Origin of the sequence: Leucobacter chromiireducens subsp. chromiireducens, from assembly GCF_016758255.1 — a bacterium.
Taxonomy (GTDB): domain Bacteria; phylum Actinomycetota; class Actinomycetes; order Actinomycetales; family Microbacteriaceae; genus Leucobacter; species Leucobacter chromiireducens.
On record NZ_QYAD01000004.1, the window covers coordinates 29,726 to 42,152 of the forward strand.

13 protein-coding genes are annotated in these 12,427 nt (G+C 61.9%); 6 read left to right on the forward strand and 7 right to left on the reverse strand.

The features are described from left to right. The first annotated feature begins 263 nt into the window (after window positions 1-263). The 3 genes from D3226_RS11115 to D3226_RS11125 all read left to right on the forward strand — a co-directional run bounded on the left by D3226_RS11115 (window position 264) and on the right by D3226_RS11125 (window position 4,148). Window positions 264-1,640: an SIR2 family protein gene (locus D3226_RS11115; protein ID WP_202382659.1), complete on the forward strand. Its 1,377-nt coding sequence runs from the start codon at window positions 264-266 to the stop codon at window positions 1,638-1,640. Further along, window positions 1,633-3,702, forward strand: coding sequence for an ATP-binding protein (locus D3226_RS11120; protein ID WP_202382660.1), 2,070 nt, complete (start codon window positions 1,633-1,635; stop codon window positions 3,700-3,702). The genes D3226_RS11115 and D3226_RS11120 overlap by 8 nt, the downstream gene beginning before the upstream one ends. Before the next feature lie 158 nt (window positions 3,703-3,860). Further along, a complete protein-coding gene (locus tag D3226_RS11125; RefSeq protein ID WP_202382662.1) occupies window positions 3,861-4,148 on the forward strand; it encodes a hypothetical protein in 288 nt (95 codons plus the stop codon). Between the two features lie 377 nt (window positions 4,149-4,525). Here D3226_RS11125 and D3226_RS11130 read toward each other — a convergent pair whose 3' ends face one another. Then, window positions 4,526-5,143, reverse strand: coding sequence for a TetR/AcrR family transcriptional regulator (locus D3226_RS11130; protein WP_202382663.1), 618 nt, complete (start codon window positions 5,141-5,143; stop codon window positions 4,526-4,528). Between the two features lie 88 nt (window positions 5,144-5,231). On the opposite strand from D3226_RS11130, the gene D3226_RS11135 reads away from it, so the two are divergent. Further along, a complete protein-coding gene (locus D3226_RS11135) occupies window positions 5,232-5,480 on the forward strand; it encodes a putative antibiotic biosynthesis monooxygenase (protein ID WP_202382664.1) in 249 nt (82 codons plus the stop codon). Beyond that, window positions 5,477-6,394, forward strand: a complete 918-nt coding sequence (locus D3226_RS11140) for an NAD-dependent epimerase/dehydratase family protein (RefSeq protein WP_202382665.1) — start codon at window positions 5,477-5,479, stop codon at window positions 6,392-6,394. Before D3226_RS11135 ends, D3226_RS11140 begins: the two co-directional genes overlap by 4 nt. 23 nt (window positions 6,395-6,417) lie before the next feature. On the opposite strand, the gene D3226_RS11145 is transcribed toward D3226_RS11140, so the two are convergent. Both D3226_RS11145 and D3226_RS11150 read right to left on the reverse strand, forming a co-directional pair. Further along, entirely contained in the window at window positions 6,418-6,690 is a 273-nt protein-coding gene (locus tag D3226_RS11145; RefSeq protein ID WP_202382666.1) for a DUF4031 domain-containing protein, read from the reverse strand. A 34-nt stretch (window positions 6,691-6,724) separates the two neighbouring features. Beyond that, on the reverse strand, window positions 6,725-7,213 hold the full coding sequence (locus D3226_RS11150) for a glutathione peroxidase (RefSeq protein WP_202382667.1): 489 nt from the start codon (window positions 7,211-7,213) through the stop codon (window positions 6,725-6,727). 133 nt (window positions 7,214-7,346) lie between these two features. Here D3226_RS11150 and D3226_RS11155 point away from each other — a divergent pair, with 133 nt between their 5' ends. Next, a complete protein-coding gene (locus tag D3226_RS11155; protein ID WP_420029095.1) occupies window positions 7,347-7,877 on the forward strand; it encodes a flavin reductase family protein in 531 nt (176 codons plus the stop codon). Here D3226_RS11155 and D3226_RS11160 read toward each other — a convergent pair. From D3226_RS11160 to D3226_RS11175, 4 genes are all read right to left on the reverse strand, one after another. After that, a complete protein-coding gene (locus D3226_RS11160; protein WP_337248980.1) occupies window positions 7,874-9,148 on the reverse strand; it encodes an MFS transporter in 1,275 nt (424 codons plus the stop codon). The two genes, D3226_RS11155 and D3226_RS11160, sit on opposite strands and share 4 nt — an antisense overlap. 34 nt (window positions 9,149-9,182) lie before the next feature. Beyond that, window positions 9,183-9,854, reverse strand: a complete 672-nt coding sequence (locus D3226_RS11165; protein ID WP_237462788.1) for an MBL fold metallo-hydrolase — start codon at window positions 9,852-9,854, stop codon at window positions 9,183-9,185. Between the two features lie 146 nt (window positions 9,855-10,000). Further along, window positions 10,001-10,849 (reverse strand): universal stress protein, encoded by an 849-nt coding sequence (locus D3226_RS11170; RefSeq protein ID WP_202382669.1) that lies wholly within the window; start codon window positions 10,847-10,849, stop codon window positions 10,001-10,003. 58 nt (window positions 10,850-10,907) lie between these two features. Next, window positions 10,908-12,347 (reverse strand): glyceraldehyde-3-phosphate dehydrogenase, encoded by a 1,440-nt coding sequence (locus tag D3226_RS11175; protein WP_202382671.1) that lies wholly within the window; start codon window positions 12,345-12,347, stop codon window positions 10,908-10,910. Window positions 12,348-12,427: the final 80 nt, after the last annotated feature.

Consider the following 12,427-nt stretch of genomic DNA (forward strand, 5'->3'; position numbering starts at 1 on the left):
GAGACGTGCCACTGCCGCGAGAGGCATCAGCGGAAGAAAATCGACTACTTGAACAAGGGCACTGCCCTTGTTGGCGGTGACCGGCGCCTTGCGAGCACTGGTGTTTTACCAAGCTCTTCTGGAATCTTTAATGCGCCCCTTTTCAGAGGTAAGCAAGGTGAACTCAACTAGCTGAGGCACTCAATAGGATGCGGTCAGTAAGCAGATACAAAACTAGATATCGTGAGATACGACGTTTCACGGCACAGCATGGAGAAACTATCATGAGCGAGGCATTTGAGGTCGATGGCGACCGGGGACTATTTGTTGTCGGTGGGAAGGTCAAGTCGTTGATTTCCGAGCACGATCGGTACATTATGACTGATTACTTCGCTTCTCTTCTACAAGTACATAACCTAGTGATCTTGATCGGTTCCGGAGCTTCGTTCCATCTGGACTCACCTCAGACTCGCAACCTCAAGAACGAGGCAGTGGTCGCACTCATTGAAGCTGCAGGGCAAACCGTCGAGGGCCCTGATCGGGAGCTACTTTCTTTCTTGAACCCAAATGATAACGGGGATTTGGAGAAGCTTCTGAACGGGCTTCAACTTGCTGCTTCACTCGCTGAGCAAGCCGCACTTGCGAAGGTGACTTTTGGTGAGGGCTCTTCAGCCAAGAGCTTTACACGGGATCAGATTGACAGGCTCAAAGGGAAGATCAACGTCGCTTTTGCGAAAGCCTGCGAGTTGCCGAGGAAAGACTCATCGCTTTCCGATCCGCTTGCTGCCCACCGACAATTCTTCTCTCGAATTGTCCGAAGCAGGCGTTCCAATTTGCCGAGGACAAAGGTCTTCACAACAAACTATGACCTGGTAATTGAACGAGCGTTGGATCAGCTTGGATACCCATATATCGATGGTTTCAGCGGCACCGTGGACCGCAGACTCAATCTCGCCTACTACGGACTGGATTTCCATAGGGTCGAGACTGCCTCGCAACAAGTTGTCGCCCGTGCAGACAGTGCACTGTACTTGCACAAAATTCACGGCAGCCTAAATTGGAAAGCAATCGTTGATGGTTCGGCTGGAGTGACAACGCTCGAAGTGATCCAAGTAGCCGAAGGAAGTGCGTCGATTGATGAGCCGGTGTTGATTTACCCGACAACAGCGAAGGAGGGTGATTCTCTCTCTTACCCTTACTCAGATTTGATGAGGCTTTTGAGTGATGCTGTTCAGCAGAATGACACGGCTGTCATCACCATTGGGTATGGATACAGCGATCCACATATAAATCGTATTCTTCTGCGAAGCTTGGCGATCAACCCTGCCCTCAATATTCTTGCGATTGATCCATTTGCGGTACTGGGGAGTGGCCGTGAACTCGGCATAGCAATGTTGGATGACGAGTTGGTAGGACAAACCCTGGCTCACCGCGACCACGAAGTGCTCGATACCCCAATCGGAGCACTAGCCGCAGCTGATGACTCCCGAATCGCAGTATTGACTGGGTCAGCGGGAAAATTCGAGAAGATGGTGGATCTGCTGCCCGAGTCTGGGCTTGATATGAACATAAATCCTCCTGCCGCAGTAATGACTCTTATCGAATCGCTCGAACGGTTCACGGCGGCCGAAACATCGCGTGGAGAGAAACATAATGAGTGATGTAGGCGTAATTGGACGAGTTTCGTCGGTGCAGAGCACCGTGATCCGAGTCTCGCTCGAAATGGGCTCGAAGGGGTTCACCAAGGTAGGTCCCGACGGACTCCAAACCGTGGGTGTCGTCAACTCTTACATCACGGCACCGGCAGGGGCACATCGAGTTGTTGCGATAGTTACTGGTGTCTCGATTGTAAGAGGTCACGACCGACAGGCCGGACGCGACTTACTAAGCGAAGATGACCAGGCTGAATATGAGCTTGAGGCCGCCGTCGTTGGTCGGTTTGAAGGCGAGAAGTTTAAGTCAGGTTTGACTGCGTACCCGTCGCTACACGCTCCCGTGAGAACTGCGACACCCCCTGAAGTCAAGAACATCTTTTTACCCAAAGACGTTTCCTCGCTGCGTCTTGGATCATCTGTGGTCGCAGCGGAGCAAGACGTCTACCTTGACGCCAATCTGCTCCTTGGACATCACTGCGCTGTTGTGGGATCGACCGGCTCCGGCAAGTCTTGTACTGTTACAGCGATAATCGACAGCCTTCTCGATCACGACATTCCAAGTGGGCACATTGTCATATTCGACATCAATGGCGAATATGCTCAGTCCTTCGCAAAGGACACTCCTCGTGGAAAGAAGTGCCGGCCCCTGATTCTCGGCCCCGAACCAGGAGCAGAATCTGGACTCTTCTTGCCGCATTGGTTCATGAACAACGAGGAGCATCTATCCCTATTCCGCGCAAGCGAAGGTGTGCAAGCTCCCGTGGTTCAGCGAGCTGTAGCAGATGCGAGGATCGCAGGCGCATACTCGCAAGCAGAAGCTGACAGCCTTGAAAACGTCCGCAGTACGCTAGCGATTATCCAGTCCTACTTTTCAAACGCTATGGACGGCGAATCGCCAGCCTTTCGCCAATTGGAGTCCCTCAAAGGGCTGACGAAATGGCAGGCCTCCCAAGGGACGCAAATCCAATCTCGCTGGCAGAACATGGAATCTCTCGTTTCACAGGTGATGACTTCATCCGCTCTCCGAGACGGAGAACGATACACGCCGCTCACAGCTTTGCATCGTCATCGTTTGAGCCAGTTCATTTCGTCCATGAATGTGGAAATTGTGGGCGCACTCGGTGCACTCGGAATTGGCAGTGCCTCCACCGGTGCGGACTTTGATGCTCCCGTTTACTACGAACTCCAACAGCTGTGCGACTTTTTCCTCCCAAATCGCATTCAGAGGGAACAGGCGAACGACAATCGAATTGGTAGCTATGTAGCAACGTTGCAGATGCGCTTAAGCCGGCTTCTGGCTGACGGGCGATATGACTTTATGACCCGTATCGAGCGACATGACGATCCGCTCGGATCATATCTTCGTTTACTCATGGGTGAAGATCCGACAAAAGGTAATTCAGGTTCAGACTGGCCAGCCTCAGCAACATACGACACTCAAAGCCAAAACCATGGAACGGGTCCATCTGTGGTTATCTTTGACCTCAGCTTGGTCGCGAGTGACGTGCTTGAAAGTGTCACCTCTCTACTTGGTCGAATTCTCTTCGATTTTTCAGTTCGCAGCAACCCAAGGGCAGAACACCCGCTACTTTTGGTTCTCGAAGAGGCTCATCGGTTCGTTCCAGCTCGTCTGGAGGCTAGTGGTACCGGGATGAGGTCGACCGCAGTTTTTGAACGGATAGCGAAGGAAGGACGAAAATTTGGTTTATCCTTGCTGCTTGCGAGCCAGCGTCCGAGTGAACTCAGTGAGACGGTTGTGGCGCAGTGCGGCACTGTGATCGCGCATCGGCTCACCCACGAGGCTGATCAAGCGTTGCTGAGGCACGCGACAGCACTGAGCTCCAGGGCGTTACTAGATCAACTTCCCGGGCTTGCTCAGCAACATGCCCTCGTCACCGGTGTAAGCACGGGCGTACCTGTGGCCGTACGGGTAAGGGACGTATCAGACCCGCCGAAGAGTAACGACCCTGACTTCATCGCGAGCTGGACTGACCCTGAACGCCGAAAGGGGCTACCTGCCCATATCGACAGGGTCGTAAGCGCCTGGCAAGGTCCAAAAACACCCTAGTCGTGGCAATTCTGGGCGGGAGCCGTGCGGGAAACTGAACCCATCAGATATTTCTGTACTTATCGGAACAGCCTCGCCACTCACCAATACGCCGACAGTCATCGTTGACCTAGCCGGAAATATCCGATCATCATGAGTCAACCGTACTGTTGGATCTCATGATCATCGGGATTGAAGTTTCATGGAACTGCTGCATTCTCGAAAAGCGCCAAGGTAAATCGCCTCGTAACCGTTTGCTGCTGGGCCACACTTTCCTCAACTTTGCGTTTTCGGGTGATGGTTCCCCAGCTGTCCGGGGCGACCTATCGGGAATCGCCGCCGCCGCGACGCCCACGTGGTCGGATCTGCCCTCCATGTTCGAGCACCGCTCGTCGAACTACCTCGTCTCCAATCCTCAACTTTCGGGCAACCTGAACGAGAGTCAACCCACTCGAATAGAGATCTGAGGCGAGTGCGCTAGCTTCTGCGTCGAGCCCAGCCCCCCGGATTTCACCGCCCGCGCGACGGACAATCGTCGAGATGGTCCCACGATGAAGCCCATACTTGTCGGCGATTGTTCGAACTGGAACGCCCAACTCATAGTCAGTGACCAGTTTTGCTTGCTGCACAGGCGTCAATCGTGTTTGAGGCTTTAGGGAATTTTTCGCGACTGGACCTCGCAAATCGTGTCGCGGCGAGTGGCCGACTTTTGTTCCACGCCCCTCCGTGCCCTTTAGAACACGGGAAATCAGCGTTTTCTGGGCCGGACTAATGTTTGAGAATCGCCTGGGAAGGTCCACCAGAAACGCCCCATCCGCCCACGGCCGATGGGGCGTTGTGCTTTTCACGGTGAGGCGGTGTGAGAACTCGGCGTCTCCGCGCGCGGCGCCTGGGTCGCTTCCGCAAGGAGGATCGCCTGCGCGACGATTTCCGCGCGCCGCGCCGACACCGTGACGGCGGGCGCAATCATCTCCGCAATGCGACCAAGCGCCCACCAGCTCGCGCAGAGGGACACCACAGACAAGAGCAACTGCGGTGCCGCGTTGACGGAGAGGCCCGGAAGTGCGGCGCTGAGCGCACGCGCCTGCACAGCACAGTTGGCAGCGCGATCATTCGCGTCAGCCGCGTCCTCCAGCTCCAAGCTCTCCCACGCGAGGAGTCGCGCAAGTTCTGGGTGCTCCGCAAAGCGGTCAAAGAGGGCGCCAGCGTACTCACCAACACCTCGGGGGCCGGAGCCAGGAGCTGGGCTTCCTGCGGCGCCGAGCAGATCGCCGAGTCGGTCTGCCAGCACGGCATCGAACAGTCCGCGCTTGTTCCCAAAGTACTGATAGACGCGCTCTTTATTGACGCCCGCGTCGACCCCAATTGCATCCATGCGCGCACCGGCGAAGCCGTGACGCGAGAACTGACGCACCCCCGCTTCGAGGAGTGCGTGCCGCGTTGCTGCCGTGTCCCATGCCATGGGGACAGCGTAGCCCATTTCCAAACGTATGTTTGCAAATGGGCACCACGGGACATATGCTCACTTCCAAACATACGTTTGGAGAAACATGTCACCGCTTCCCGCGCACCTGCGCGTGCTGGCCACCTGGGCCGCAATCCTCCCTCTCGCGCTCGCAACGCGCGCCCTCATCGCGCCCCTCGCGGCAGGCTGGCCCGAACCGCTCGCCCTCGCCCTCACCATCAGCATCGTGGTTCCCGTCGCGGTGCTGTGGGCGGTGCCGCTCGCGCTGCGTGGCATCGCCACAATTCGCGCTCGGCGACTCCGCACGCGTCCCTCCACGGGAGCGCAAGCGTGAGGGCGCTCGTGCTCGGCGGCAGCGGGGCGGTGGGCCAAGTCATCGCCGCAGAGCTTGAACGAGCGGGCCACACGACGACCGTTGCCGGACGGCGGAGCGCTGCCGCCCGCATCGACCTGTCCACGCCTGCCGGGATCGGGCAGCTCATGGCACATGCGAGCACGCACGATGTCGTGATCAACGCTTCGGGCGTTGAGAACCCGGCGCTCGCGGCGGCGTCATTCCCAGCCGCGTTCGTCGATATCTCGGCCACCGGGAGGTACCTTGAACGCGTCGCTGCTGAGGCCGCCCCGGGGCAGTCGGTGCTGCTCGGGGCGGGCCTCGCCCCTGGGCTCAGCACGCTGCTGGTCCACGCGCTTCCGACGCAGCCGGACGATGAGATCGATCTCGGTATCGCGCTCGGGACGGGCGAGGCACACGGGCCTGCGGCGGTCGCCTGGACGGCGGGGCTCGCTGGCGCGCCGATCCACGAGCCCCCCGAGCGACGCGCGATCATCAATCTGCGAGAGCTCCGTCGTCTCCCCTCGCCGACGGGCACGCGGAGCTACCTCCGCGCTGACTTCCCCGATCACCTACTACTTGGCTCTGCTCAGAAGGTGACGGTGCGTAGCTACCTGGTAACGGGGAACCGCCCGACGACAGCGGCGCTCAGACTCGTTGGCCGGGCACCCAAACTCTCGCCGCTGCTCGCCAAGGTGCCGCACTGGGGGAGCGCGGAGTGGTCACTCGTAGCTGTCAATCGACGCACCGGGACGCTGCTCTCGGCTCGCGGTCTCGGCCAGTCTCGCGCGACCGGGGTGCTGACGGCACTCGGCGCTGCGGCCCTGCACGCTGCGTCGCCTGGACGCGCCGTGAATACCGCGGATGTGCTCACCCTTCACGAGGTGCCGGATCTGCGCGAGGAGGTTTCCTAGCCGCGCAGAGATCGAGCGCTCCGCTACGCCGCTCGGCGATCCCGCGCCCGCACGCGGAGGCCCGAGGCGATGAGCCTGCGCACAAGCTCGTTGCCGCTCACCGTCACCGCGCCAGCGCTGACGAGACGCGCGTGCATCTCCTCGGGCACATCGTAGTGATCCCAATCGAAGCCACGCTCAGGGATCCCGTTCGCTGCTGCAAACGCATGCAGCTCGCCGAGCGATGAGTCGCTCACGAGATGCGACCACAACCGGTTGTGCGCCGGCCAGGCGGGAGGATCAATGAGAACGGTCATCCGAAGAGGATACGCCCCCGCGCCACGGATTCGGTTATGCGGCGGGAAGCGCCGCCTCGATTGCCGCGATGATCGACGGATCATCCGGCTCCGTCTTCGGGCGGAACCGAGAGACCCGGCCATCAGGAGCAATGAGGAACTTCTCAAAGTTCCACTGCACCCGCCCGGCGCGGCCGCCCGCATCGGGAACTGAGCGAAGCTCGCGGTAGAGCGCGTGGGAGCGGCGCCCATTCACGAGTGTCTTCTCCAGTAGGGGGAAGGTGACCCCGTAGCTCGCCGAGCAGAACGTCGCAATCTCATCTGCCGTACCCGGCTCCTGCCCCAGAAACTGGTTGCACGGTACGCCAAGCACGGTGAAGCCGCGCGAACCATACTCCCGCTGCAGCGCCTCGAGCTTCGCATACTGCGGCGTGAGCCCACACTTCGATGCGACGTTCACGACCAGAATCGCTTGCTCTCCGAACTCTGCGAGCGAGGTGCGTGTCCCGGTGATCGTGGTGAGGGGAATATCTCGAAGCTGCATACCCTCAGGGTACGCTCGAAACGGCGCGATCGCCCTTCGGGAATGCTGTGCGTCGCGCAGACGTTGCAGTTCACGGCACGGGCGCACCGGAGTGCTGCGTTCCGCTACGCACTGGAGACACAGGAGGACTCACGTGACTGATCAGGATCCGGGCTTGCGGCGCTACGATGCCGATCTGAATGAGGGCGTCGATGCATTGAAGCTCGCGTTCAGGCACCACCCCATGGGTGTCGCCGTGATCACGGCGCTGACCGAGGAAGGCCCCGTCGGACTCACCGCGTCGAGCGTCTCTTCGGTTGGGATCGATCCGCCCACGCTCTCATTTTCCGTGACACGGGCGACGGGCAGCGCCGGTGGTGTTCTGGGTGCAGACAGCTACCTCGTACACCTGCTTGATGCGCGGCACGCAGAGGTGGCGCGCTCCTTCGCTGTCTCCGGCGCGGAGCGCTTTACCCCGGAGCAGGGATGGGCGGAGCTCGTTACCGGCGAACCGTACCTCCCGAACACGCGTGTCGCGCTCCGCTGCCGTACGCTGCATTCGCTCGGCGTTGGCTCGTCGGTGATCGTCGTGGCGGAAGTTGTGGGCGCCGTATTTGGTGAGGTCGGGCCGGCCATGAGCTACATCGACCGCGAGTTCCACGAGCTGGGCGAAACGATCGATTAGTCCAGCTTCGGGTCGCCAACGACGCGAATGCCCACGGTGTCGCGGCCTCGCAGCTTGTCACGGCGCTCCACCGCGAAGCTCACCCCTGCGAGCGCCAGGCCCACCGCGGCAAGCGTTGCGCCGACCCAGCCCGGCGCGAGATAGCCCAAGCCTGCCGCAATCACGAGACCGCCGAGCCACGCACCGAGGCTGTTACCGATATTGAAGGCTGCGTGGTTCACCGCAGCGCCCAGCAGTTCCGCCTCGTGGGCAATGCGAATGAGTCGCGCCTGAATTGACGGCACCAGCACCGACGAGGTGAGCCCCACGAGAACTGCGAGCACGATGAGTGACACCGCAGTGTCCGCCCACAGGGCGTAGGCGATCAACGCCACGATCAGGCTGCTGAACCCCCACACAATCGTTCTGCTCAGGTGACGGTCGCTCGCCCACCCGCCGAGGAGGTTTCCGAGCGTCATGCCAACGCCCACACACGCGAGCACCCACGGCACCGCGCCGGCTGGCAGCCCGGCCACCCGCGTTGCCACCTCTGCGATGTACGAGTAGACGGCGAAGAAACCGCCAAAACCGATCGCCCCAACCCCGATCATGAGCCAGATGCGAGGATTCGTAAAGGCCACGAGCTCGCGCGCGGGCGTACGCGACGGATTTCCTGGAACCCGTGGGAGAAAAGCGAGCGTCAGCACAAGGGTGATCGCAAAGATCGCCGCGACGAAGATGTACGCGGCCCGCCACCCGGCGAGCTGCCCCAACCAGGTTGCGAGCGGAACGCCCACGACATTTGCGATCGTCAGCCCCGACAGCGCGAGCGCGATGCCCTGCCCCTGCTTGCCCGGTCCCATGAGCCGCGCAGCGAGCAGCGAGGCGACACCAAAGTACGCGCCGTGGGGGAGCGCCGCAATGAACCGAGCGAGGGCAAGTGTTCCGAAGCTCGGCATCAGCGCAGAGGCGAGCGAGCCCAGCACAAAGACGCCGAGCAGCCAGAAGGTGAGGCTCGACTGCGACATGCGGGAGGCCGCGATCGCGACGGTCGGTGCCCCCACCACAACGCCGAGAGCGTATGCCGTGATCAGGATCCCCGCACGCGCGATTTCCGCCTCCGGCGCCGCTGCGAATCCGGGCAGCAGATCCTGGGCAATGTTGGGCAGCAAGCCCATCGTGGCGAACTCGGTCACCCCGATCCCGAAACCGCCGAGGGCGAGCGCGAAGAGCGCAATGACGCGACGGTTGCGGGACAGGGCAGTGGCGGCGGGAGAAGCGGGGGAGAACACCCCGGAATCTTACCCGCCGCGAGCGACCGTGAGGTTACGGGCGCTGCGAGAGCCAAGCTTCGAGCGCGGGCTGCTCGATCCCAATCGTCGTGTGGTCACCGTGTCCGGGCTGCACCGTAAGCTCCGTTGGCAGCGTGAAGAGCTGCGTTCGGATGGACTCGACGATGCCCGGAAAGCTCGAGTACTCCCAGCGAGTTGCACCGGGACCACCCTGGAAGAGTGTGTCCCCGGAGAACACGGTGTCGAGCGCGGGGGCGACGAAGCAGACGGAGCCCGGGGTGTGGCCCGGGGTGTGACGGGTTGCGAGTTCAATGTCGCCCACCTGGAATGTCGCACCGTGTGCCAGCTCGAAGTCCGGGAGCGCCTCGCCGTGGGTCTCGTGCCAGAGGAACAGGTCGGCAGGGTGCAGGTAGATGTGCGTGTCGAGCGCCTGAGCCACCTGCACCGCGGCGTTGACATGGTCTTCGTGCCCGTGGGTGAGGAGCAGTCCGAGGACCTCCCGGTCGCCGACAGCCGCGACAATAGCGTCAGCATCGTGCGCTGCGTCGATAATGAGTACGCGCTCCTCGTCGCCCACCAACCAGACGTTGTTCTCGAGGGCAATGCCCCCGGCCGGGAAGCCAGGTCGCCCCGCGCCGATGAAGCCGCTGGTGATGATGCGTTCGATTGACACGGCAGCCATGGCGATGCCTTCTTTCTGATTCATTGAGATACATCCCGGGCATTCCAGACTGACACTCGGCGGCGGCGGCCGGGCCCGGGCCGAGACAAAGGGGGAGGGGCGCCCCCGGAGCGGATTGAATCCGACCGAGCGCGCCCCTCCCCGGCACTGTACGTGCCGTAGTGTGCGGGCTAGTCCGCGCGCGTAACAATCACGGGGCAGGGCAGCGCCTGCAGTACGCCGTGGCTGACGGATCCGAGCAGCAGGCGGGAGATCCCACCGCGGCCGCGGCTTCCGACGACGAGCAGTTCTGCACCCTGCGCCACCTGCACCAGCGCGGCAACCGGAGGCGACTGCACGATCTCGCGGCGCACCTCGAGATCAGGGTAGCGCTCCGCAAGACCGGCCACACCAATGGCGATTGCTTCCTCCGCGGCACTCCGCTGGGACTCGACGAGTTCCTCACTCCAGAGGTACTCGAGCCCCGGCGTGAGGGGCGGCATCCACGCGTAGACCGCGATGAGGGGCACGCCGCGGAACGACGCTTCCTCTGCGGCGTAGGCGATGGCACGCTGCGAGGCCTCAGAACCGTCGATGCCGACGACCACGCCGGCGTTGGGCTGCACCTCGCTGTTCGGGATCACCGCTACGGGGCAGTGCGCCGTCGCTGCGACCTTCACCGCGCGCGTGCCGAAGAAGGAGCCCGAGAAGCGACTGCCGGCGTGCTGGCCCAGGACCAGCAGATCGGCCTGCTTCGAGGCTTCCTCGACCTCGGCGATCGGGTGTCCCACAACCGCCGTGCCGCTGATTTCGCCAACGAATCCGAGGCTGCGCGCGTGCGCGATTTCTGCCTCGAGCATCTGTTCTGAGGCCTTCTGAGCCTCGGAGAGGAATGCGACACTCTCCGAAAGGAACGAGTCATCCGCAACGTGCAGCAAGCGAACGCTTGCCCCACGCTCCGTGGCGCGCGCAAGGCCCCACGCGAGCGCCACGCGGCTCTGCTCCGATCCGTCTACTCCGATGAGGTACTTCTCCGACATGTTCGGTCCTTTCTCTCGGGATGTTTCGTGAGCGTAGCCGCGCGGCGCGGCGACGCGGTTACGCCGTCAGCGCGGGCAGCTGAGCCGGGTGGCTCCCTGCGAGCTGCTCGATGACGCGCACGACCTGGCAGCTGTATCCGTACTCGTTGTCATACCAGACGTAGAGCACCGCGGAATCGCCAGTGACGATCGTTGCGAGGCCATCGACGATGCCCGCGCGGTTCGCGCCAACGAAGTCGGTCGAGACGATCTCGGGCGACTCGACATAGTCGATCTGCGTGCGCAGTGCACCCGTGAGCGACACCTGCTCGAGGAAGGAGTTGATCTCCTCGACGGTGGTCTCGCGCTCGAGCTGCAGGTTCAGCACAGCCATCGACACGTCCGGGGTGGGAACGCGAATAGCGTTGCCCGTCAGCTTGCCCTCGAACTCGGGCAGCGCCTTCGACACGGCCTTCGCCGCACCGGTCTCGGTGAGCACCATGTTGAGTGCTGCCGAGCGGCCACGACGATCGCCCTTGTGGAAGTTGTCGATGAGGTTCTGATCGTTCGTGTACGCGTGCACGGTCTCAACGTGCCCACGCTTCACTCCGAACTGATCGTTCATCACCTTGAGCACCGGGGTGATCGCGTTCGTGGTGCACGATGCGGCCGACACGATCGTGTCTGCGTCGGTGATCTTGTCGTTGTTGACGCCGTAGACGACGTTCAGCATGTCGCCCTTACCGGGAGCGGTGAGCAGCACGCGGGCAATGCCCTGGTTCTTCAGGTGCTGACCGAGGCCCTCGGCGTCGCGCCAGCGGCCCGTGTTGTCAACGAGGATCGCGTCCTCGATGCCGTACTGCGTGTAGTCAACGCTTGCGGGATCGTTCGAGTAGATGACCTGGATCCGCACGCCGTTTGCAAGGATCGCGTCCTCGTCCTCGAGTACGGTGATGGTGCCGTTGAAGGGGCCGTGCACCGAGTCGCGGCGCAGGAGGTTTGCGCGCTTCTGCAGGTCATTCTCGGAGCCCTTCCGCACCACGATGGCGCGCAGGTTCAGCCCGTTGCCCGAGCCCGAGTGGTCGATGATGATGCGAGCGAGGAGGCGCCCGATTCGACCGAAGCCGTACAGCACCACGTCGGTGCCGGTACCGGGCTTCGCCTCGAACGCGGGAGCGAGCACCTCGCGGAGGTACGCCGCAAGGTCGGAGCTGCCCGACGCGCGGAAGCCGTTGGCGAGGAGCGCCAGGTCCACGGATACCGGGCCGGGCTGCAGCTGCGCGAGCGTCTCGACGATCGCCGAGGTCTCAGCGAGGGGGAGCTCAACGTCGTCAATCTTGCGCGCCGAGCGGTGGGCGCGGATGATGTCGACGGAGGAACGGCCGATGAGGCTGCGGCCGTGCACCGACATCACCACATCGTGGTCGCGGTACAGCTGACCGATCAGCGGAATCATCCGCTCTGCGAGTTCCTGCTTCGCCTTCCAAGCTTCGAGGTGAGCATCAGCACGCTGGTTCATGTGAACGGAGGGTTCCTTCCAAACGGTATGAAGAGGGATCGGCCTGCCCGCCGGTACGCTGTCGCGTCACCTCCAGTATC

Bases quoted from the DNA above. Each gene is read 5' to 3' on its own strand.
- D3226_RS11165 (WP_237462788.1), bottom strand. From the start codon at position 9,854: ATGAATCAGAAAGAAGGCATCGCCATGGCTGCCGTGTCAATCGAACGC.
- D3226_RS11120 (WP_202382660.1), top strand. From the start codon at position 1,633: ATGAGTGATGTAGGCGTAATTGGACGAGTTTCGTCGGTGCAGAGCACC.
- D3226_RS11115 (WP_202382659.1), top strand. From the start codon at position 264: ATGAGCGAGGCATTTGAGGTCGATGGCGACCGGGGACTATTTGTTGTC.
- D3226_RS11135 (WP_202382664.1), top strand. From the start codon at position 5,232: ATGTCACCGCTTCCCGCGCACCTGCGCGTGCTGGCCACCTGGGCCGCA.
- D3226_RS11150 (WP_202382667.1), bottom strand. From the start codon at position 7,213: ATGCAGCTTCGAGATATTCCCCTCACCACGATCACCGGGACACGCACC.
- D3226_RS11175 (WP_202382671.1), bottom strand. From the start codon at position 12,347: ATGAACCAGCGTGCTGATGCTCACCTCGAAGCTTGGAAGGCGAAGCAG.
- D3226_RS11170 (WP_202382669.1), bottom strand. From the start codon at position 10,849: ATGTCGGAGAAGTACCTCATCGGAGTAGACGGATCGGAGCAGAGCCGC.
- D3226_RS11130 (WP_202382663.1), bottom strand. From the start codon at position 5,143: ATGGCATGGGACACGGCAGCAACGCGGCACGCACTCCTCGAAGCGGGG.
- D3226_RS11145 (WP_202382666.1), bottom strand. From the start codon at position 6,690: ATGACCGTTCTCATTGATCCTCCCGCCTGGCCGGCGCACAACCGGTTG.
- D3226_RS11125 (WP_202382662.1), top strand. From the start codon at position 3,861: ATGATCATCGGGATTGAAGTTTCATGGAACTGCTGCATTCTCGAAAAG.